Origin of the sequence: Paenibacillus sp. FSL L8-0333 (genome assembly GCF_037965665.1) — a bacterium.
Lineage (GTDB): Bacteria > Bacillota > Bacilli > Paenibacillales > Paenibacillaceae > Paenibacillus_AQ > Paenibacillus_AQ odorifer.
Genome location: NZ_CP150186.1, coordinates 5,001,246 through 5,022,518, shown reverse-complemented (window position 1 = coordinate 5,022,518; position 21,273 = coordinate 5,001,246). Strand labels below are relative to the sequence as shown.

17 protein-coding genes are annotated in these 21,273 nt (G+C 45.4%); 16 read left to right on the top strand and 1 reads right to left on the bottom strand.

Features of this window, described 5'->3' with window-relative positions:
• The first annotated feature begins 148 nt into the window (after window positions 1-148).
• The 16 genes from NYE72_RS22575 (at window position 149) to NYE72_RS22500 (ending at window position 20,851) form a co-directional block, all read left to right on the top strand.
• The gene (locus NYE72_RS22575; protein WP_339210435.1) at window positions 149-2,290 is read left to right on the top strand and encodes an S-layer homology domain-containing protein; all 2,142 of its coding nucleotides are present in this window, start codon (window positions 149-151) and stop codon (window positions 2,288-2,290) included.
• Between the two features lie 71 nt (window positions 2,291-2,361).
• Window positions 2,362-5,292: an insulinase family protein gene (locus NYE72_RS22570; protein ID WP_339210433.1), complete on the top strand. Its 2,931-nt coding sequence runs from the start codon at window positions 2,362-2,364 to the stop codon at window positions 5,290-5,292.
• A 155-nt stretch (window positions 5,293-5,447) separates the two neighbouring features.
• Window positions 5,448-5,879 carry a MarR family transcriptional regulator gene (locus NYE72_RS22565; protein ID WP_076142261.1) on the top strand — a complete coding sequence of 144 codons (432 nt, stop codon included), beginning with the start codon at window positions 5,448-5,450 and terminating at the stop codon, window positions 5,877-5,879.
• 18 nt (window positions 5,880-5,897) lie between these two features.
• Window positions 5,898-7,280, top strand: coding sequence for an MATE family efflux transporter (locus tag NYE72_RS22560; protein ID WP_076100504.1), 1,383 nt, complete (start codon window positions 5,898-5,900; stop codon window positions 7,278-7,280).
• Window positions 7,281-7,471: 191 nt separating this feature from the next.
• On the top strand, window positions 7,472-8,377 hold the full coding sequence (locus NYE72_RS22555; RefSeq protein WP_036683142.1) for a sugar ABC transporter permease: 906 nt from the start codon (window positions 7,472-7,474) through the stop codon (window positions 8,375-8,377).
• A 63-nt stretch (window positions 8,378-8,440) separates the two neighbouring features.
• Window positions 8,441-9,223: a carbohydrate ABC transporter permease gene (locus NYE72_RS22550; protein WP_052097522.1), complete on the top strand. Its 783-nt coding sequence runs from the start codon at window positions 8,441-8,443 to the stop codon at window positions 9,221-9,223.
• 140 nt (window positions 9,224-9,363) lie between these two features.
• The gene (locus tag NYE72_RS22545; protein WP_076142262.1) at window positions 9,364-10,728 is read left to right on the top strand and encodes an extracellular solute-binding protein; all 1,365 of its coding nucleotides are present in this window, start codon (window positions 9,364-9,366) and stop codon (window positions 10,726-10,728) included.
• Window positions 10,729-10,832: 104 nt separating this feature from the next.
• Window positions 10,833-12,632: a sensor histidine kinase gene (locus NYE72_RS22540; RefSeq protein WP_339210430.1), complete on the top strand. Its 1,800-nt coding sequence runs from the start codon at window positions 10,833-10,835 to the stop codon at window positions 12,630-12,632.
• Window positions 12,607-14,205, top strand: coding sequence for a helix-turn-helix domain-containing protein (locus NYE72_RS22535; protein ID WP_036683135.1), 1,599 nt, complete (start codon window positions 12,607-12,609; stop codon window positions 14,203-14,205). Before NYE72_RS22540 ends, NYE72_RS22535 begins: the two co-directional genes overlap by 26 nt.
• Before the next feature lie 24 nt (window positions 14,206-14,229).
• Complete coding sequence (locus NYE72_RS22530; protein ID WP_339210427.1) at window positions 14,230-16,095, top strand: DUF2264 domain-containing protein; 1,866 nt, start codon at window positions 14,230-14,232, stop codon at window positions 16,093-16,095.
• Window positions 16,085-17,200, top strand: a complete 1,116-nt coding sequence (locus tag NYE72_RS22525; RefSeq protein WP_326047009.1) for a glycoside hydrolase family 88 protein — start codon at window positions 16,085-16,087, stop codon at window positions 17,198-17,200. Before NYE72_RS22530 ends, NYE72_RS22525 begins: the two co-directional genes overlap by 11 nt.
• Window positions 17,201-17,422: 222 nt before the next feature.
• Window positions 17,423-18,088, top strand: coding sequence for an amino acid ABC transporter permease (locus NYE72_RS22520; protein ID WP_339210424.1), 666 nt, complete (start codon window positions 17,423-17,425; stop codon window positions 18,086-18,088).
• On the top strand, window positions 18,069-18,746 hold the full coding sequence (locus NYE72_RS22515) for an amino acid ABC transporter permease (RefSeq protein ID WP_326047008.1): 678 nt from the start codon (window positions 18,069-18,071) through the stop codon (window positions 18,744-18,746). Before NYE72_RS22520 ends, NYE72_RS22515 begins: the two co-directional genes overlap by 20 nt.
• 22 nt (window positions 18,747-18,768) lie before the next feature.
• A complete protein-coding gene (locus NYE72_RS22510; RefSeq protein ID WP_339210422.1) occupies window positions 18,769-19,524 on the top strand; it encodes an amino acid ABC transporter ATP-binding protein in 756 nt (251 codons plus the stop codon).
• Between the two features lie 19 nt (window positions 19,525-19,543).
• Entirely contained in the window at window positions 19,544-20,419 is an 876-nt protein-coding gene (locus NYE72_RS22505; protein ID WP_076134603.1) for a cysteine ABC transporter substrate-binding protein, read from the top strand.
• Window positions 20,420-20,539: 120 nt separating this feature from the next.
• Window positions 20,540-20,851, top strand: a complete 312-nt coding sequence (locus tag NYE72_RS22500) for a hypothetical protein (RefSeq protein WP_036683223.1) — start codon at window positions 20,540-20,542, stop codon at window positions 20,849-20,851.
• Window positions 20,852-20,934: 83 nt separating this feature from the next.
• Here NYE72_RS22500 and NYE72_RS22495 read toward each other — a convergent pair whose 3' ends face one another.
• Window positions 20,935-21,147 (bottom strand): hypothetical protein, encoded by a 213-nt coding sequence (locus NYE72_RS22495; RefSeq protein WP_038572647.1) that lies wholly within the window; start codon window positions 21,145-21,147, stop codon window positions 20,935-20,937.
• Between the last annotated feature and the right edge of the window lie 126 nt (window positions 21,148-21,273).

Below are 21,273 nucleotides of genomic sequence, written 5' to 3'. Positions count from 1 at the left end.
CGGCTACCGTGTAAGCGGGTAGCTGTGCGGTCTTTTGTTATTCTTATCTGGATAAAAATGTATATTGAAACATAGTCAGGAACAAAATCCCATTTCGCTGCGTCTAACCTTATAAAGTTCTAGCAAACTACATTGGAGGAGAATGAATATGAGAGCAACACCCATAAACAGGACGATAAGGAAGGTTACACTTACCGCATTATGTATTTTGCTTGTATTGCTGAGTGGCAGGGTAATGGCGGAGCCGTCTCCGGCACAAAAGACAACCGCGGTATTCACAGCGGAGATGCAGAGTACCTTGGAAGGGGCGCAGAATGTGCTGCTTACGATACAGCCATTCCCGGACGAAGCAGCCGTAGGTTTCTTCAAGAATGGGCGTAGTCTGCCCAAGGGATATCTGGAGCAGACTGCCGATAAGATTCTGGAACAGCGGGGCAAGTTCACCAAGGTGGCAGGGCTAACTCGAACAGCGCTGGCTTACAGTGCTGCGGGGGGCAACATCAACAACATCGCGGGTATTGATCTTTATCCATTCCTGATGAATCATGACGGAATTGATTCGGAAGGGGCAGCAGCGGTAGCAGCCGCCTATATTACCTCGAAGAACTCCATTTCAAATTCATTGGAGCGGACAAACCGTTACCCCGATTTGCTGTTTTATCAGCTGCTTGATATGCAGCTAGCGGATGGCAGCTGGCCGCTGGCCGGGCAGAAGCAAGGAGATCTGGTAGCTACTGCCTGGGTACTGACGGCACTTGCTTCCGAAGTGAGTTCAGAACAAACTGCGCAGCCGATTGAGAAGGCTTTGCAGTGGCTTAAGAGCAAGCAGCAGCTAGACGGAGGATTCGATGGTAAAACTACGACGACAGCGCAGGTGATTGTTGCTTTATCCTCGCAGGGAGTTGATGCAGCAGATTTCACCAAGGAAGGCGGAGCCTCGTTGCTGGACCATTTGCTGGCGCGGAAGCTTACGGGTGGCGGCTTTGCGCAGACAGCAGGCGGAGGAAACGATAGTCCCGCTACTGTGCAAGCCTACCTTGCCCTGACTTCCTATAAGCTGCTGTCCAAGCAGGCTGGCATGCTGTATAGCGGACTACATCATGCTGGACTTGACCGGGCAACGATTCAGGTCGAAGGACCCGGTGGCACCCTTGCCGGGGGGCATATTGTTGGCGGAGATGCTGTGAAGGCAGCGGCAGCTTTTTTACAGGCGAAGGGTCTGGCGTATAAGCTGAATGCGGATGCAGCTAAACCAGCCTTCACAGCTATAGAAGGGATTCAGAACGGGCGATACAATGGACGCGGAGAATGGAAGATTGCTGTATTCAGCGGGGGCAGTGCATGGATGTATCCTGAGAATAGCCCGTACAGACTGACAATAGGCAATGGGGATCAGCTGCTTGTTTACTACGCGGATGATACAGAACTGCTTGACCGGATGGAAGTAAAATGGAAAGATAAAAACGGCCAGGAAATGGGTGGATACGCAAGCGCCAATATGCCGTTTTCCCTCCATATCACCAAGTCAAACGGTCAGCTGGGCGGTCTTCCGGCTTTCGGCGCTACTGTGACACTTCAAGGAAAAAGCGTAGTGGCTGACAGCACGGGAAAGGTGTCTTTTGCCGGCATGAAGCCCGGTGTCTATCCTGTGCAAGTCACCAAATACCGTAAAGATGCCGCTCCAGCACTTTCCAAACGGACGTTTGCGCTGCATGTCTCTTCACCGGAATTGGCGAGCTTTACGGATGCCAATAAAGTCGCATCTTGGGCACGTTTGGATATCGCAACAGCGCTCAGCAGCGGATATATTCAGGGCGTGAGTGCCAGCGGAAATGTGCTGGCTCCTAAGCAGAAGCTGACCCGGGCTGAATTTCTGACCCTGCTGTTGCGGCTATTGCATGAGTTCCCCGATGCCAAGGCCACTTCTAGCTTTAAGGATGTTCCGGCGGACAAATGGTACAGCGGTACCATCGCCAAGGCTGAGGAGCTGGGCATTATCAGCTCTTCAGCCGGCAAGTTCGAACCGGACCGCGGTATTACGCGGGAAGAAGCGGCGGATATGGTAACCAAAGCTGCCCGGTTGTCTACGTACGGCAGCCCGGACCGTGTGAAGTTTGCCGATACTTCCAGTTTGTCAGAGGCGAGCCGCCAGGCGATTCAGGCCGTGAATGAACATGAAGTAATGACCGGCAGCGGGAGCCGTTTCGATCCTAAGCAGATTCTGGTGCGTGAGCAGGCAGCGGCAATTTTAGTCAGACTGCAGAAATTAATCCCGGAAGCCTTCTATTAATGGAATAAACGTCCAGGGATATGATAAGCTTCAGATAGAGTTATCACATCCAGTGCAGAGGAGGCAAATCTATGAGCCGCTTGATCACAGGCAACATATATTATGGATTTCAGGTCGTTAATGAGGAATTTATCCGGGAGATCGATTCCGCCGTATTCACGATGGAACATCTGAAGAGCGGCGCCAGGCTGCTTTTCGTGCAGAATCAGGATGACAACAAGGTATTCAGCGTGAGCTTCAGGACCCCTCCTGAAGATAGTACAGGGGTCTTTCATATTTTGGAGCATTCTGTATTATGTGGTTCGGAGAAATATCCGGTGAAGGAACCTTTTGTAGAATTGCTAAAGGGCTCGATGCAGACATTCCTGAACGCATTTACGTTTGGGGATAAGACGATGTATCCGGTGGCGAGCCGGAATGAGCAGGATTTCTCCAATCTGATGGAGGTCTACCTGGATAGTGTCTTTCAGCCGAATATTTATAAGCAAAAGGAGATTTTTGAGCAAGAGGGCTGGCATTACGAGCTTCAGCAAACAGAAGACGAGTTGATCTATAAAGGCGTGGTTTACAACGAGATGAAGGGTTCCTATTCCTCGCCGTTTACGGTACTGATGGACAGGATCAAAAAGTCGTTGTATCCAGACACGATTTACCGCCATTCTTCAGGTGGAGATCCGCAGGAGATTCCTGCGCTTACGTATGAGCAATTCCTTAAGGCGCACAGCAACTATTATCATCCGTCCAACAGTTATTTTTATCTGTACGGAGACGTCTCTATTGAAGAGAAGCTGCAATTTATAGACCAGGAATACCTTAGCCGTTATGAAAAGAACAGCTTTGATACCACCATTCCCCTACAACAGCCTACCGGAATGACGGAGCTGGTAGCGGATTATCCGATTCTGGAAGCAGAAACGGCCGACGACAAAACTTATTTGAGTCTGAACTATGTAATTGGAACCTCTACGGATCGGGAACTGAATCTGGCTTTTGATATTTTGAAAAGCATGCTGATGGACAGCAACGCAGCTCCGCTTAAGCAAGCCCTGCTGGAAAGCGGTCTGGGTAAAGATGCCTTTGCTTTTTATTCCGACAGTATGGTTCAGCCGCTGCTTGGCATTACCCTGACACATTCGAACGCCTCCGCCAAAGATGCCTTCGTGGAGCTGGTGAAGACCACATTAAGCAGCTTGGTTAAGAACGGGCTGGATGAGAAGCTGGTGCTGGCGGCGGTCAACAGCAAGGAATTTGAACTGCGGGAAGCGGACTTTAGCCGATATCCAAAGGGACTTACTTACAATATCGAAGTGATGAAGTCCTGGCTCTATGACGGTCAGCCGTCTACTCATATGCTTTATGAAGAGGTATTCACTACCATTCGGGAAAAAATAACGGATCGTTATTTTGAGAAGCTGATTGAGGTCTACTTACTGAATAGTGATCATTGCAGTCTGGTGGTGCTGAACCCGTCCAAGACGATTGCAGCCGACAAGGAAGCGAGCACCCAGCGTCAATTAAGTGAATACAAATTATCACAGCAACCAGACCAGCTGGAGCAGCTTGTGCAGAGTACACAGCATCTTCTGGCGCGGCAAGGTCGTGCAGATGCAGCCGAGGATTTGCAGAAGCTGCCGAGTTTATCTCTACAGGACATTAACCGCAGTGCTGAACCTCAGGTGCCATCCCATGAATATAACCTTGAGGGTCTAAAGCTGATCCACCATGACGTATCTACTCAAAAGATTGCGTACTGCAAGTTTTATTGGGATACGAGTGTTGTGGCTCCTGAGCAAATTCCTTATCTTGTACTGCTGGCAGAGGTATTGGGCCAAATGGAGACAGCTTCTTACAGCATTGAAGAGCTCACTAGTGAAATTGGGATCAAAACCGGAGGCATTCATTTCAAAAATGAGATCTTTGGCGCTGCAAAAGATACTGGAGCCAGTTATCAGCCTAAATTCACTGCGCAGGTTAAGGTGATGGCGGGGCATATTGGCGAATCGCTGGATCTGCTGCGCGAGCTGCTCTATACCAGCGCGCTCGATAACCTGACGAAGCTACAGGAAATCGTGCGCCGGGAAGCTTCGCAGATGGAATCGGTTCTGAACCAAAAAGGCAATGAAATCGCGGCCAGCCGCCTGATGTCTTATTTTTCGGACATGGGAGCGTATCAGGAACAACAGGGTGGCGTGGCCTATTACCGCTTTATCCGTGAGCTTGCCGAGAAGATCGATCAGCAGGGAGCTGAGGTGGCAGACACGCTGAAGGATATCTGTACGGTTTTATTCAATAAACAGAATTTGATCATCAGCGTGACGGGTACCCCTGATTTGTATGAAGAATTCGCCGCTAATGTAGCGAAGCTGGATATTCAGGATCGGCCAGTGGTGAATAAACCTAAGATTACAGCGCAGGGCCATGCGGATAATGAAGGTTTTATGTCTTCCAGCCAGGTGCAATATGTGGTTAAAGGCTACGACTTCAACAAGCTGGGATTTACGTATTCCGGCAAAATGCAGGTGCTCAAAAAAATCATGAGCCTCACCTATCTGTGGAATGCCGTGCGCGTGAAGGGCGGAGCTTATGGCGGAAGCCTGATGCTGCGCAGAGATGGGATATTGATGTTCACTTCCTACCGTGATCCCAATTTGCAGGAGACGCTGGAGGTTTATGATCAGGCGTACCGATTCACCGAAGGATATGAAGCGGATGCCGACGAGATGACCAAAGCAATTATCGGCACCCTGTCCATGCTGGACCAGCCGCTGAGCCCAAGCGCTCAGGGACGGCGGGCGGACCGGCATTATTTTGAGCAGGTAACCGGGGCCGAGCTGCAGCAGGAACGGGATGAAATCTTGTCGACCACACCGGAAGACATCAGACAGTACACCGATTTGCTTAAGGCTGTGACGGAACAAAATTATTTCACTGTTGTCGGCAATGAATCCAAGCTGAAATCAACAAAAGGCTTATTCGGAAACCTAGAAGAACTTGTGATGTAATTCTCTCTATAAACTCCTCTTCAGTACCTGTCTGCCGACAAGTGCTGGAGAGGAGTTTTTTGTATTTAGTTAGAACCTTGACAGTTAGAGTTCTATCTATTATGATAATGATGTTACTTAGAGTTCTAACTAATTCAAAAGAGGAGGAAATAACAATGAACAAACCCGTTGTAGACACACCATTTTCTAATTTAATACGAGAGATTGGGATGAAAATAAAAGGTACAGCTGACACCAGGTTAAATGAGTTAGGTCTGAATTCACAACAAGGCCGCATGATCGGCTATATTTTTGAGAATCAAGCAGAAGGGGTTATTCAGAAGGATTTAGCGGAGGTCTTTAACAGGAAGGGGGCGAGCATCACCAGTATGCTTCAGGGGTTGGAGAAGAAAGGGTATATCCAGCGTGTCACTCCTGAAAATGATGAACGTCAAAAGAGTATTTTTGTATTGGAAAAAGGTGCTCTTTTAGTGGAAGAGTTCAATGAGATTTTCTCTGAGGTAGAAGCAAGCATTACTAAGACGCTTAGTCCGGAAGAAACTGCAACCCTAAAGTCTTTACTTCAAAAAGTTAGTTCAAGTTTATAAACGTTCGGAGGTTCACTTATGACAAATGAGTTCTCAAATCAATATTATTTAGAGTCGGCGCCCATGAAAAAAGCGATCGCTCATTTATCGATTCCCATGATGATTGGGATGTCTGTGGGTACTATTTATAATGTAATCAATGCTTACTTCATCGGCTTATTGCACAATACAAGTATGCTGACCGCAATCACGCTGGGCCTGCCTATTTTTACCGTTTTAATGGCTTTTGGAAATGTATTGGGGGTAGGCGGAGGAACATTTGTAACCCGCTTGGCGGGGCAAAAAGAGACGGAAAAAGGGAAAAAGGTTGCCGGATATACTTTTTACGGGAGTATTGTAGTGGGGCTTCTTATCGCGCTCATCGCTTGGTTAGCTATTAATCCGATCACGCGCATGCTTGGTGCAGATGCTGCTACCTTAGACTTTACGAAGTCTTACGCGCTCACTCTTTTTGCAGGCGGATTTGCTGTTGTGCTTAATTTTGCATTGGAACAACTGGTCCGTTCGGAAGGGGCCTCGAAGGAATCAATGTATGGTATTTTTATCAGTACGGCTTTAAGTTTGATTTTTGATCCTATATTTATTCTCGTGCTGAATTGGCATGTTGCCGGGGCTGCTTTGGCTATGGTTTTAGCAAATTTGGGCTCTGCTATTTATTATATTTACTTTTTGGAAACGAAAAGTGAGCATTTAAGAGGATTTTTGAAGCATTTTAAGATATCTGTACGAGATCAGCTTGAGGTTTATAAAATAGGTACAGCCGAGCTATTGCAAGCCAGTTTTTTAATTGTCAGCACGCTTTTGTTAAATAACTATTCCATTCAATATGGGGAGAGTGTGGTCGCCGGATTTGGTGTGGCTTTAAGAATTGTGCAGATTCCAGAATTTTTATCGATGGGTTTATTTTTGGGATTGATTCCGCTATTTGCTTTTAACTTTGCTAGTAAAAATACGGAGAGACTTAAATCCAGCATCAAATACGCTTTTGCATATATAGGCGGCATTGCAGTTGTTTTTGTGAGTCTAGTATATGTGTTTAGAGGAACGATTCTTCATTGGTTCTCAGGCGATCCTTCTGTGTTAAGCATGGGAACTTATATTTTGGCAGCTATGCTGATTTCGGCTTTATTTAATGGATTTACCGGATTATTTATGAGCATTTTTCAAGCAACGGGGCAAGGCACACCCACTACTATTATGGCAATAAGCCAAGGTGTATTATTTATACCGATGATTATCGTATTGCATTCTATTTTTGGCCTGCACGGTGTGATTTGGTCGATGACTGTGACTGAGGTAATAACGAGTGTGATGGGTGTGGTTTTGTTTATGATTTTTCGGAAAAAACTGAATAGTGCGGGCGGGGATGGAAAAGGCGCTGTAGAGGTTACGCCGGTATAACGCGATTGCTTTATGTAAAACTTAATATGGATTTTGTTTGCTGCGGGAGCTTAGCTCGCGCTTTTTTTGCGTTGTGCAAAAGGAATATAAAACTGCTGGATCGGTAAAATTCGTTCCAAAATGAACAATTCTAGTTCTTATGATGACCGCTTACTTTTTCTACAATTATGGATAAGTAAAGGAGGAGAACTATGATACGCAAAAAAAGGTTTCATCTTAACATGGACACGCGCGAAGCGATGGCGGGATATTTATTCGTTGCTCCGCTTATGCTTGGGCTGATCATCTTGACGTTGATCCCGGTGCTGGGCTCACTGCTGTTAAGCTTCACGGACTGGAACTTTGTGGCTGGGTTAGGGGGGATTAAGTTCGCGGGCGTGGATAATTTCATCAGGCTGTTTCATGATGATGCTTTTATGAAAAGCTTGCTGAACAATTTGCTCTTTATTATCACAGTACCGGTTACGATCATCGTTGCCCTGCTGCTGGCTATCCTGATTGATAAACAGGTTTTTCTGAAGGATCTGTTTAAAGTAATTTATTTCCTTCCGTACATTTCCAGTGTAGTTGCCATCGCTATGGTTTGGCAGGTTATGTTTCACCCTTCGCTGGGACCCGTCAATCAATTCCTGATGTCACTGGGGTGGAACAACCCACCCAAATGGTTAGCTGATATCCATTATGCTCTGCCGTCGCTGATGTTGATTCAAGTCTGGATTCAGCTCGGTTACAACATTATTATTTTTATTGCAGGTTTACAGAGTATTCCAAAGGATCTTTATGAAGCAGCTGATATTGACGGTGCCAATGTCTGGCGCAAATTCCGCAACATCACGGTTCCCTGCATTTCGCCAACTACCTTTTTCCTGCTGGTAACAGGGGTTATCGGCTCATTTAAAATCTTTGATCTGATACAAGTATTGACCCAGGGTGGACCGGCTAACTCCACGACCGTTATCGTCTACGAGTTATATGATACAGCCTTCAATCAGCTGAAGACAGGTTACGCCTCTAGCATGGCACTCGTTCTGTTCCTTATTTGCCTGATCATTACAGCCTTGCAGATGTTGGCGCAAAAAAAATGGGTCAACTATTAAAGGCGGAAAGGAGAAATTACAGTGAAAAAAGAGCTTCTATCCAGAACCTTCTGGACCATCGCCATGGGACTGCTAGGTATCGCATTTCTTTTACCGTTCCTATGGATGTTATCCACTTCCTTTAAGCTGGAGAAAGATGTGTTTAACTTTCCGATTCAATGGTTGCCACAGCAGTGGAACCTCATTGAAAATTATAAACAGGTATGGTCGGGTGACTTCGCTCGCTATTATGGAAATTCCATTTATATTACGCTGGCTACGACTATAATTAATGTGCTGATATGCGCACTTGCTGCTTATGGGTTCTCCAAGCTGCGTTTTCCGGGCAGGGATGCGATGTTTATAGTTGTATTGGCACTTTATATGGTTCCTCCGCAGGCTTCGTTGGTTCCACAGTTTCTACTGTTTAACTGGCTGAATTTAATTGACACACATTTGGGATTGATCCTGATTAACAGCTTTAGTATTATTGGAGCGTTTATGCTCAAGCAATTTTTTATGGGGGTAAACAACGAGTATCTTGAATCGGCGCGGATGGATGGAGCAGGGCATTTTCGCTCTTTTCTACAGATTGCCTTTCCGCTGATCCGTCCCGCTGTAGCTACTTATGCTATTTTGCGCTTTATTTGGACCTGGAACGACTATCAATATCCACTCATTTTTTTGAAATCTAAAGAGTTGTTTACGATTCAGCTGGGGATCCGGTTGTTCGGGGATCAATACGGGGATGTCTATTCACTCATGATGGCTGGTGCGGTATCTGCAATTCTGCCGTTGCTCATCATTTTTGCACTCGGACAGAAGCAGGTTATTGAGGGAATTGCCCTCGGAGGTGTGAAAGGATAATAAAAGTCAAAATAGTTTCTCTTCGGTAGAATATGAGAACTTTCCTCGTCAATCCTGCATGTTAGGATGTTCTTGTAAGCAGTTACATAGTCACTGGTTATTAAGCGAGTGATGCCCAACACATTTATAGGAGGGTCTAAATGAAAAAGAAATTATTATCTGCATTCATCATCACATCGATGGCGTTATCATTGGCCGCTTGCGGCGGAAATGCGAAAACCAATAATGCAGGAGCGACTAATGCACCCGATGCTGGTGGAAATTCAAAGCCTGCAGCAGAGAAGGTTACCCTGAAGCTGAGCACCTGGCAGACAGAAGCCAAAGCGAAATGGAGCACGATTATCGCGGAGTTTGAGAAGACGCATCCCGATATTCATGTGGAAGTAGATTTGCTGAATGAAAAAGGTGATTCGGTAGCCTCTATGCAGAAGCTGGATTTGATGGCGGCTGCAAGCGATCCGCTGGATATTGTCGAACTGCCTTATACCAACTATTCACAGCGTGCAGATATCGGGTTATTGGAACCGATGGATGACTATATTCAGAAGGAAGGTTATAAGCTCGCAGATGAATATCTGGTGGACACTACGGTCAATGGCAAAATCTATGCGTTACCGTCTTCCATGCAGCGCTGGTTCGTGCTCCTTAACAAAGAAATGTTAGATGAGGCGGGCCTTCCGGTTCCGACCGATTGGACATGGGCGGATTTCGAAGAGTATGCCAAGAAATTGACCAAGGGTGAGGGCGCAACGAAACGTTTTGGCGCGTATCTGCATAATTGGCCGGATTATTTCCAGCTTCAGCTGATGAGCAAGTCTACGGATAATACTTTTCTAAAAGCTGATGGAACCTCCAATGCACTTGACCCGCAATTTAAGGCTAATCTGCAGATGATGAAGAAAATGATGTACGAAGATAAGAGTGCCACTCCTTATGAGGATATTATTTCGCAAAAACTAGCCTACCGAAATCAGTATTTTAACGGTTTAGCAGCGATGCTTCCGATGGGCGACTGGATGGTTGCGGAATCGGGTGGAACGGATGCCATTCCGGCAACCTTTGTTACCGCGTTTGCGCCGATTCCCCGACTTGACAGTGAGAGCAAACACTACTCGCCCGTACAGCCGACCTACATGGGAATAGCCGCTAAATCCAAGCATAAGGAAGCTGCCTATACCTTTGTGCGCTGGTATACCTCAGAAGGACTGGAAATCGGTGGACGCGTTTTCTCTGGCTGGGCCAAATCGGATACGAACAAATTAGTGGATACAATTGTGAGTGGTTCTAAGGATGCCTCTAAGATTGATGTAGATTCTCTGAAATATACGATGGAGAACTCGATACCTGGTGCAACGCAGGTTCCGGCTAAATATGCGGATGAAGCTAAGAACAACGTTATTCCAGAAGCGGAGATGTATCTCCTTGGCCAACAGGATCTGGATGTCACAGTTGCCAATATCGATAAAAAAATAACGGAAGTTGTTCAGAACAATAGCGGAAAGTAAGCGGAGGTTGATTGTACGCTTTTCAAAGGGGGCTTATAATGTGGGGGCAGGAAAGCATTTCTGCCTCCTGCTCCAAATTCAAACAGATGTGGGGCCTGTAATCCGTGTTTAGAAAGCATCAATCCCTCCGTAAGAAACTTGTCTGGTCATCGCTGATCTGCGTGCTGATCCCGCTGATCTGCATTTACATGGTTACTGATTATTTGACCCGGGATCTCATTCTGGAGAAAGCGGTTGGTAGCGCAAGAGAATCTTTAAATGCAGCCAGCGCCAATATGAATGCCATATTTGAACAGACACTGGAACAGTCCAACTTTGTGCTCCAGAACAGCGAGATCAGGCAGATGATGTCTGCCGATTCAGAGTCGCTCCGTGCACCAAAGCAGATCATTCAGTATAACCGTATGTCGCGGATGCTGGATGATATGTTTGTTTTAACAGAATATTTGAAGGTGACGTTAATCGGAAAAAATGGTCTTATTTATACCAGCTATCCTTACAGTGACTTTAATCCGAGTAATTTCTACAACAAGAATTGGACATCGTTGCTGAAACAAATTCAACCCATCTCGACTTATTGGAGAGCGGAGCACGATACGTACTACAATTATTCTGATAAAGGCTCAGCTGATTGGGTAACCATTGCAAGGCCGATTCAATCGACCTCTAGCAGTACCATCGGATATTTAATTATTAATATCAATGAGCGCAAGCTCCGTCCTTATCTAAATAACGATAATGATAAAGAGATGATGCTTTTGGATGACAAGGGAACTGTAGTTTCCCATGCTGATAAGGCCCGAATCGGAGAGACGATGACGTGGTTGAAAAAGGATGGCGAGCTTGACACTGTGGAAATCGACGGAGAAAAGTTTTTATATGTTGATCAGGAGCTGAGCAGCAACAAATGGCGGATGGTCAGCATTATCCCGCTGAAGGCAGCCTTGTCAAAAAATAAGCAGATTTTATTTATCAGCCTGGCGGTGCAGATTCTTTTCTTTACCTTGTTTTCCGTTCTCTTAACCGTTCTAATCTCAAAGCTGACTCAGCCTATCGTAAAATTAAGCGCTTTTGTAAAGCGAATAGGTCGTGGTCAGTTAGATGAACGTTCGTTCATTCGAGGGAATAATGAGGCAGCACAGCTCGCCCGCACCATTGACCAGATGCTGGATCGGATCGAGTCTATGATTGAACAAATCACTTATGAACAGACGGGAAAAAGAAAAGCCGAACTAGAGATGCTACAATCGCAGATCAATCCACATTTTATGTTTAATCTGCTGAATTCGATTCGCTTAAATATTCTGATGCAAGGCGATCGGGAGAATGCTGAGTTGATTGGTTCGCTGTCGTCTTTGCTCCGTATGACCTTTAACAGGGACAATGAGTTTATCCCGCTTCGTGAGGAGACAGATACGATATCGCATTATGTCACTTTAATGAATTTCCGCCATGCCAATCAGGTCAGGCTGGAAATGAATTTAGAGGACGGGAGCGCTGAAGCACTGGTGCCTCGATTTATGATTCAACCCATGATCGAGAATGCCATCATCCATGGCTTCGAGCAGTTTGGTGGCGAGATTTTTATTGAAGCTCGTATTGTTGCAACTACGGGAAGCTTGGTTATCACCATTAAGGATAATGGGATCGGGATGTCACCGGAAACTTTAACAAGACTTCGTGAAACCGCATACAGTAGCGAACAAATTACAGAGGAGGACAGAAAAGGGTTCTCCGGCATAGGTTTACGCAATGTGGCCCAACGCCTCAGTATGATTTATGGCGCTTCTTTTAAGCTGAATATTCAAAGTGAACCTGATGTGGGCACGGAGATTTGTCTGGAGTTTCCTCTGGATTACGGAAAGGTGGGTGTGGAGAATGCTGACGGCAATATTGGTGGATGATGACTATCCGGTTATCCGTTATTTGTCGCAGGCCGTACCTTGGAGCGAGCTCGGTATTGAACTCACCGGATGTTATTATAGCGGTCTCGAGGCTTGGGAAAAAGCACAGCAGAGTCCACCAGATCTCATTATTACCGATATTGGCATGCCCAAGATGAACGGGCTGGAGATGCTGGAGCTATTCAGAGCTGTGCAGCCCGGAATCCGTGCGATTATTCTCTCCTGCCACAACGAATTCAAATACGCCCAGCAAGCGCTGAAATTAAACGTAGGAGAATATATTTTAAAGGAATCACTGGATATTGAGCAGTTACAGCAAGCGATTAGAACCCTTGTGGCGGAAGTGGGACTGAATAGGCAGCAGCATACGGAGATGCTGGTTTATAAGCAAAAGCAGTCTCAAAATCGCGCCGCGCTGAAGGAAAAGTTTCTAAAAGATACCTTGTATCAATCCTGGGACAAGGGGGCTTGGATCGAGCAGGCCCGATCAAACGGAATTATGATCCATGCCAAAAACTATATCCCGCTGGTTATTGTAATTGACCGTCCAGAGGAAGCTTCAAGGGTGCGCCGGATGAGTGAATATACGATTTCTTTTGCGGTTGAGAATATTATGCAGGAAGTGCTTGAGGCTGATCACAGTCTGTTTATTTCGAGATACAGCCATAAGGAGATAGTCATTCTCTTTTGTAGCGACCAGCCTTCCAAAGATCACCAGGCAATCTATCACTCCATTCAAAATGCAGCCTCTGCGGTTCAGAAATATCTTAAACTTTCTGTCTCTTGCTTATTTGGCGCTGAGGCGCGCAGTCCTGAGGAAATTCGCGGAACATTGCAGCGGATGCTGAAGGAGAAAATACAGCGCTTTTATCTCCCTGCGGCGGGAATTCACCGTTTTGAAGAAGTCTGCTTTTCCGGAGAAGATATTTATGCTGAATATGGAACCTTGTACGCTGTTATCAATGATGATATTGCCTTGAACAGGAACACGGAGCTTCGCGTTCATGTAAAGGAATGGAGGGAATGGGTGGCCTCGCAAAAATTCCATCCGAATGAAGTCAAGGAATGTGTGCTTCGCTTGCTGATGGACTTGCAGATGAAGACGAAACAGCTTCTGCAATCTCCATTGCCTATAACCGAAGAAAAGCTATTTAGCGTGGTTGGTGACATTGAAACTCTGGAGCATTTGGAACAATGGCTGGTGCAGTACTTGGAGGAATTAGCGCGGAAAATAAGTATGTTCTCCATCAAGTCTAAACGGAGTGAAGTCATCAAAGCCCAGCAGTTCGTGATTAGTCATGTGACGGAGAAAATAACGCTGGAGGACATGGCAGGCCGCCTTAACTTAAATGCCAGTTATTTCAGCCGCTTATTCAAACGGGAAACAAACCAGAACTTCATTGAATATGTAAATATGCTAAAGCTTCAGAAGGCAAAGGAGCTGCTTAACCAATCTGAAAAGACAGTGGAAGAGATCTCCGAGTATTTGGGATATGCCAACAAAAGTTATTTCATCAAGCTGTTTAAACGGGAAATGGGCATGAGACCTAGCGAATATGCGGCTTGGCATTAAGTGTGGACAGGAGGAAACATTGCTGTGGAAATAAAGGCCACTAAAAATGAATTACAGATGTTCCTAAATGAACTATATACTCCACTGGAGAGCAGATTTACTTCTGGTTGTGCAGGAATTAATATGGGCGCTACAGGATCGATTTACAATGAAGCTACAGCGCTTATGGAAGCTTTCGCCCGTCCTTTATGGGGCCTTGTTCCTCATGTCAGCGGTGGAGGGGAAAGTGCACTCTGGCCGATGTTTCTGGAAGGGATCATCAACGGAACAGACCCGGAGCATGAAGAATATTGGGGGCAATTTACTACCAAAGATCAGCGTATGGTAGAGCAGGCCGTGTTGGGATTGGGGCTTGCTCTTGCACCACATAAAATGTGGGAGCCACTGAGCGACACGCAGAAAATGAATGTATATAACTGGCTAAATCAGATTAATCATGTGGATCGTTCCAATCCGAATAACTGGCTGATGTTCACGGTTCTTGTGAATGTGGGCTTCAAGAAAGTCGGATTGCCTTATGATCAGAGCATAATGGATGATTATCTAGCGAAGATCGATACTTACTATCTTGGTGATGGTTGGTATTCCGATGGATTGACCGATCAGAGGGACTATTATATTGCTTTTGCTATGCATTATTATACGCTGATATACGCTAAGCTGATGGCGGATGATGATCCTCAGAGAGCTGCTGTTTATCGGGAAAGATCCGCACGATTTGCCGAGGATTTCATTTATTGGTTCGCTGAGGACGGAAGCGCACTTCCTTTTGGTCGTAGCCTGACCTATCGTTTTGCACAGGTTTCTTTCTGGAGCGCGCTGGTGTATGCAGAAGTGGTTCCTTTTTCATATGGCGTTCTTAAGGGAATCATTATGCGCCATTTTCGTTGGTGGTTTGAACAACCTATTATGGGATTAGACGGACTGCTTAGCATCGGATATGCTTATCCGAATCTAGTTATGACAGAGAGCTACAACGCCCCCGGATCTCCGTATTGGGCCTTTAAAGCTATGCTTATTCTTGCCTTGCCAGATGATCATCCTTTTTGGCAGGCGGAGGAAGAGCCGCTGCCTATTTTGAAAGAGGTACGGGCTCTCCAAGAGGCGCGAATGCTTGTGAGTCGTCCGGAAGGAAACAGGCATGTTATTGCCTATACCTCTGGCCAGATGGCTAATTTTGATATGGCCCATAGTGCAGCCAAATATTCTAAATTTGCATACTCCACTCTGTTTGGCTTTAGTGTCCCAAAAGCGGGTTACGGGTTGGTTCAAGGCGCTTACGATTCTACACTCGCACTATGCGAATGTGATGAACACTATCGGGTACGCAGATTCTGCGAGACCTGGGAAATCGGAGACAGCTATGTATATTCCCGCTGGCATCCCTGGAGTGATGTAGATGTGGAGACATGGATTATTCCGGCAGGTCTATGGCATGTTCGTGTTCACAGCATTCATACTGCCCGGCGGCTGGATGTAGCGGAGGGTGGATTTGCCATTGGCCAGTCAGCTGGCTTCTCTCACAGTGAACGGGAAACCATTAAGGTATCAAACACTGCTGTTTCGGTGCAGCTGCCCTGGGGAATCAGTGCCATACATAGGCTAAGCGGCTTTGATCGGGGAGAGTGCGTACATCCCGAGCCGAATACCAATCTGCTGAAGCCGCGGACACTTCTTCCGAGCTTGTGCTCCAGACTGGAACCGGGAGATCAAGTATTGATATCTGCTGTCTTCGGAGCGACGAATACTCCGGAGAACCAGGCAAGTCTTGCTTCACCACCGCTTATTCAATGGCACTCGGACGGAAGGGTTGCTGTATACGAACCTAGTAACGATACACTTTTGCATACTGTTGATTTAAGGGAAGGGAGAAACAAAGATGTGGAATAAGGCTATTGAGGATGCGATTCACAAAGTTGGGAGCAATATGGCTAACCATCCGGGCAAACTGCCTCATATCGCTGAGGGGCAACAGTACGAATGGGGAGACAACGACGACTGGATAGAGGGTTTCTATGTTGGGATGATCTGGCTTGCCTATGAATATAGTAAGGATTCATGCTATAGGGAGGCGGCAGCCTCTTGGTTAGGGGACTTCAAGCATCGTCTGGATCAGCACATTGCCCTGGACCATCATGATATTGGTTTCTTGTATACACTGACTGCAGTAGCGGAGTGGAAAATAACGGGCAGCGAAGCTGCGCGAGCTGTCGGCCTGCAAGCTGCGGACACGCTGTGCAAGCGCTGGCGTGAACCAGCAGGGATTCTTCAGGCCTGGGGACTGGAGAGTGACCCGGAGAATGCGGGACGTATCATTATTGACTGCTTGATGAATTTACCTCTATTGTTCTGGGCAGCGGAGGAAACAGGAGATAAGCGCTATTATGAACTAGCGCTCGAACATGCGTTTAAGAGCCGGAAATTTCTTGTGCGTGGGGATGCCTCCTCTTACCATACTTTTTATTTTGATCCGGCTACCGGAAATGCAATTCGTGGGGGAACACATCAAGGTTATGAGGACGGATCGACCTGGACACGGGGTCAAGCTTGGGGAATATACGGTTTTGCTCTGGCGTATCGCTATACGCAGAATGAGGATTTTCTTAAGACCTCTAAGAGCCTAGCGGATTATTTTATCAGCCATCTACCGGAGGACAGTGTGGCTTATTGGGATTTCGATGTGCCAGTGGGAGCGGACACCCCTCGCGACAGCTCGGCTTCGGCGATTGCTGCGGCCGGTCTTTTGGAACTGCTCGATCACCTAGGCGTAGATGATCCGGACCGGGCCATTTATGAAGTTGCTTTACACCGTAGCATGAAATCCCTAGTGGAACATTATGCGACATCTGGAAATCCGGAAGCAGAGGGACTTTTAGAGCATGGTTCTTATCATGTGAGAGGTGGACGTGTGCCTGATGGTCATATGATTTGGGGAGATTATTATTATTTGGAAGCGTTGATCCGCTTGCAGACTGGCATCCGAGGCTATTGGTAGTGGGATGTTAGAATGTGGAAAGGTTTAGCCTATAGAAAAAGGAAACTGCTAAGACTAATCTCTTAGCGGTTTTCTTTTTTTTGTGGACTACTATACAAGAATTTTAAAATGTAGTTATTTACTTGGAATAGTATGAATAAAATCATATCACCACACGTAAGGTTTAATGTAAGATTTTGATAATTATTAGAAATTAAGAAAAGGGGATCGGGTTACTCAGATATGAATTTAGACTGGGAGTTTATCTATGAGAGTTTGCCGCTTTATAGTGAGGCGATGTGGCTGACAGTGAAGCTAGCGTTGTTAGCTATTGTCTTCTCACTCCTTATTGGCTTACTGTTTAGTATCGTCTTGTACTATAAGGTCAAAATCGTAAGTGATGTTATTAAGATCTACATTGAGCTTTCACGGAACACCCCTTTACTTGTGCAGCTCTTTTTTCTTTACTATGGCTTACCTAAGATCGGAATTCACTTTAGTGAGATGACCTGTGCGATTGTAGGCATGATATTTTTGGGCGGGAGCTATATGACGGAGGCTTTTCGTGGTGGGTTCGAGGCAGTTAGCCAAACGCAGATTGAATCAGGTCAGAGCATTGGACTGTCTAAGCTGCAGCTGGTCAGATATGTTATTTTTCCCCAAGCCTTTGCGATAAGTATTCCTTCTTTAGGGGCAAATGCGATCTTTCTGCTGAAGGAGACCTCTATTGTAGGTGCCATTGCTTTAATGGATTTGATGAATGTGGCAAAAGACTTGATCGGCATGCATTACAAAACAGCGGAGTCTCTGCTCCTTCTGGTAGTCGCCTATTTGGTGTTAGTCCTGCCCTTATCGCTTTTATTGACTTGGGTGGAAAGGAAGGTGAGATATGCAGAATTCGGGGATTGAGGTGCTTTTTGAAGGTTCTAATTTCGAACGATTATTAGGGGGCTTACTTGTAACGATTGAAATTTCATTCCTCTCTATTGGAATCGGTACGTTATTAGGTATCCTTATGGGATTGCTCCGGACGCTGGGATCGAGGCCTTTAAGGTTTATATTACGTCTTTATTTGGAGACCTTTAGAATTATTCCGATTCTAGTGTGGCTGTATGTAGTACATTTCAGTTTCTCTCCATTACTTCATATCGATATCAGCGGGGAGGCTACCTCTATATTGGTGTTCAGCTTATGGGGAGCTGCTGAGATTGGGGATCTTGTTCGTGGAGCTTTGCAATCTATGCCAAAACATCAGGTGGAATCTGCCAGGGCGCTAGGTCTGAGCAGCTGTCAACTTTATCGGCATATTTTGATCCCGCAGGCTGTACGCAGAATGCTGCCGGGAATGATTAATCTTGCCACACGAATGATCAAGACAACATCACTGGTGGTGCTGATTGGAGTGATTGAGGTGGTAAAGATCGGGCAGCAGATTATTGAACTTGGCGTGATAAAAGCACCCACCGCTTCATTTTGGGTATACGGCTTTATCTTTATATTATATTTTTCTGTATGTTTTCCGTTATCCAGACTTTCGAAAAAAGTTGAAAGCAGATGGCAAAATTAAGGCTTAGGAAGGAACGGTTATAATGGAGGATTCCGGAAAACTCCTGCTGGAGGTTACACAATTACATAAATATTTTGGAGAGCGAAAGGTTCTGGACGGCATTCAATTGCAGGTGGAAAAAGGAGAAGTAATCGTTATTCTGGGTCCCTCTGGCTGTGGAAAAAGTACGTTCCTGCGTTGTCTTAACGGTTTGGAACCGGTTCAGGAAGGGGCGATACAATATCGCGGGCAGAACCTTGCGGGGGCTGCTGTAGATTGGCGTGAAGTTAGGCAGCATATCGGAATGGTCTTTCAAAATTATGAGTTATTCCCGCATATGACGGTTATGGATAACATTCTTCTAGGCCCCCTGAAAGTACAAAAGAGAGAGCTTAAAGAAGCAACGCAGCAAGCGGAACAGCTCTTAGAGCGGGTTGGGCTGCTAGAGCGTAAACTGGACTATCCACGCCAGCTTTCCGGTGGACAAAAGCAGAGAATAGCTATAGTAAGAGCTTTATGTATGAACCCGGAGATTATGTTATTTGATGAAGTGACGGCATCCTTGGATCCGGAAATGGTTCGGGAAGTGCTTGATGTGATCTTAGGGCTTGCTCAGCAAGGAATGACGATGATCATCGTGACTCATGAAATGGGGTTTGCCAAATCGGTTGGGGATCGAATCGTGTTTATGGATCAAGGAAAGATATGTGAGATCGCTGCCCCACAACAATTTTTTACCCACCCTGCGACAGAACGTGCCCAGCATTTTCTGGATATATTTCAGTACGAAAAATTATAGAAATAGGAGAGGAAGAGAAATGAAGAAAAGTTTGAAATGGCTAACGATGCTGGTAAGTGTAAGTATATTATTGATGGGATTAGCTGCTTGCGGCAATAGTTCGGATAACAACGGAAACTCAGCATCTTCTAAATTCACTTCTATTGAACAGCTAAAGAAGAAAGGGAAGATTAAGATCGGCGTATTTGCAGACAAACCACCTTTTGGTTATGTGGACGCTGAGGGTAAAAACCAAGGGTTTGATGTGTATATTGCCAAACGCTTTGCCAAGGATCTGCTGGGGGATGAATCGAAGGTTGAATTTGTATTAGTTGATGCTGCCAGCCGCGTGGCTTATCTTGAATCGGGTAAGGTTGATATCATTATGGCTAACTTTACGGTCACCGAGGAAAGAAAAGAAAAAGTGGACTTTGCTAATCCGTACATGAAATTATCCTTTGGGATCGTATCCCCAGACAGTGCTCCAATCACTTCCATTGATCAATTAAAAGGGAACAAGCAAAAGCTCATTGTAGCTAAAGGTACGACAGCGGAAACCTATTTTACCAAAGAATATCCGGATATTGAATTGCTCAAATTCGATCAGTACACCGAGATTTTTGCAGCGCTTAAAGATGGTCGGGGGGCGGCAATCGCTAACGATAATACAGAACTCATTGCCTGGGCTAAATCAAATCCTGGATTTACGGTCAGCATTCCTGCTTTCGGGGGTCAGGATACAATTGCTCCAGCAGTGGCAAAGGGGAATAAGGAATTATTGGACTGGATTAATACAGAACTTGATACCCTTGGTAAAGAACAATTTATCCATCAAGCCTATAAAGAAACCTTAAATGAAATTTACGGTGAAGGATATACCGATGAGCTTGTTGTTGAAGGTGGGAAAATCCAGTAACAGATTAGGAATAACATTGCGGGGGCATCTGAGAAGATGCCTTTTCTGCAGATAGACTATTGCAATTTCTATAATGCCGAGTATAATACTGGGTATACACAGAATAAGGAGTCGGTGAAAATGTCTGTCGATGATTATCTGGATCTTCTAAACTACGCCAAAGCAATTAACGATGGACAGTGGCAAGCTGACATCATAGACCGTTTGAATAAGCTGAGTAAGGCTTCTCATGCTGAGACAACAGAACAAAGTGTGAACGAGCTGTGGATTCAATTCGACGATATAAATGCAATATTAATGGATTTATTTAATAAGCTGAGGGAAAGTGTGGATCCAGTAGAGCAGTATCGGTGGAAAGAGAAAATCTGGGAGTTAAAGCAGGAACGGATTAATCTATCGAAGAAGATTCAGAGTAGATATATCAGGATATAATTTAAGCCCACATTGTGATAAAAAAGAAAATAAAAAAAGGCATGCAGTTAGTCTGCTCTGCCAAACTTACGATGGTCTATAGGCTACTTAGACATTTGCATTCCTTCGCGCATCATTGTCATACACATAGTCATCATTTCATCGCAGTCCTGCATTTTTTTCATCATCATATCCATGTTCATATCCATCATGCCCATTTCAGACATTTTTTCCATGCCCATCTTCATACAGTTCATCTTAGACATCATATCATCCATACACATGTTCATCATCATTTCCATACACATCTTGTCCATTTTTAATTCCTCCCTTCTTTTAAATTACCTTTCTTCCATAAAATACTATACAATTTAGGAACAATCAACGCTAGATTTGATATTTTACTAACTTATTTTTCTTATTTGTCGTAATTATGTATATCC

Bases quoted from the DNA above. Each gene is read 5' to 3' on its own strand.
- NYE72_RS22575 (WP_339210435.1), top strand. From the start codon at position 149: ATGAGAGCAACACCCATAAACAGGACGATAAGGAAGGTTACACTTACC.
- NYE72_RS22570 (WP_339210433.1), top strand. From the start codon at position 2,362: ATGAGCCGCTTGATCACAGGCAACATATATTATGGATTTCAGGTCGTT.
- NYE72_RS22565 (WP_076142261.1), top strand. From the start codon at position 5,448: ATGAACAAACCCGTTGTAGACACACCATTTTCTAATTTAATACGAGAG.
- NYE72_RS22560 (WP_076100504.1), top strand. From the start codon at position 5,898: ATGACAAATGAGTTCTCAAATCAATATTATTTAGAGTCGGCGCCCATG.
- NYE72_RS22555 (WP_036683142.1), top strand. From the start codon at position 7,472: ATGATACGCAAAAAAAGGTTTCATCTTAACATGGACACGCGCGAAGCG.
- NYE72_RS22550 (WP_052097522.1), top strand. From the start codon at position 8,441: ATGGGACTGCTAGGTATCGCATTTCTTTTACCGTTCCTATGGATGTTA.
- NYE72_RS22545 (WP_076142262.1), top strand. From the start codon at position 9,364: ATGAAAAAGAAATTATTATCTGCATTCATCATCACATCGATGGCGTTA.
- NYE72_RS22535 (WP_036683135.1), top strand. From the start codon at position 12,607: ATGCTGACGGCAATATTGGTGGATGATGACTATCCGGTTATCCGTTAT.
- NYE72_RS22525 (WP_326047009.1), top strand. From the start codon at position 16,085: ATGTGGAATAAGGCTATTGAGGATGCGATTCACAAAGTTGGGAGCAAT.
- NYE72_RS22520 (WP_339210424.1), top strand. From the start codon at position 17,423: ATGAATTTAGACTGGGAGTTTATCTATGAGAGTTTGCCGCTTTATAGT.
- NYE72_RS22515 (WP_326047008.1), top strand. From the start codon at position 18,069: ATGCAGAATTCGGGGATTGAGGTGCTTTTTGAAGGTTCTAATTTCGAA.
- NYE72_RS22510 (WP_339210422.1), top strand. From the start codon at position 18,769: ATGGAGGATTCCGGAAAACTCCTGCTGGAGGTTACACAATTACATAAA.
- NYE72_RS22505 (WP_076134603.1), top strand. From the start codon at position 19,544: ATGAAGAAAAGTTTGAAATGGCTAACGATGCTGGTAAGTGTAAGTATA.
- NYE72_RS22500 (WP_036683223.1), top strand. From the start codon at position 20,540: ATGTCTGTCGATGATTATCTGGATCTTCTAAACTACGCCAAAGCAATT.
- NYE72_RS22495 (WP_038572647.1), bottom strand. From the start codon at position 21,147: ATGGACAAGATGTGTATGGAAATGATGATGAACATGTGTATGGATGAT.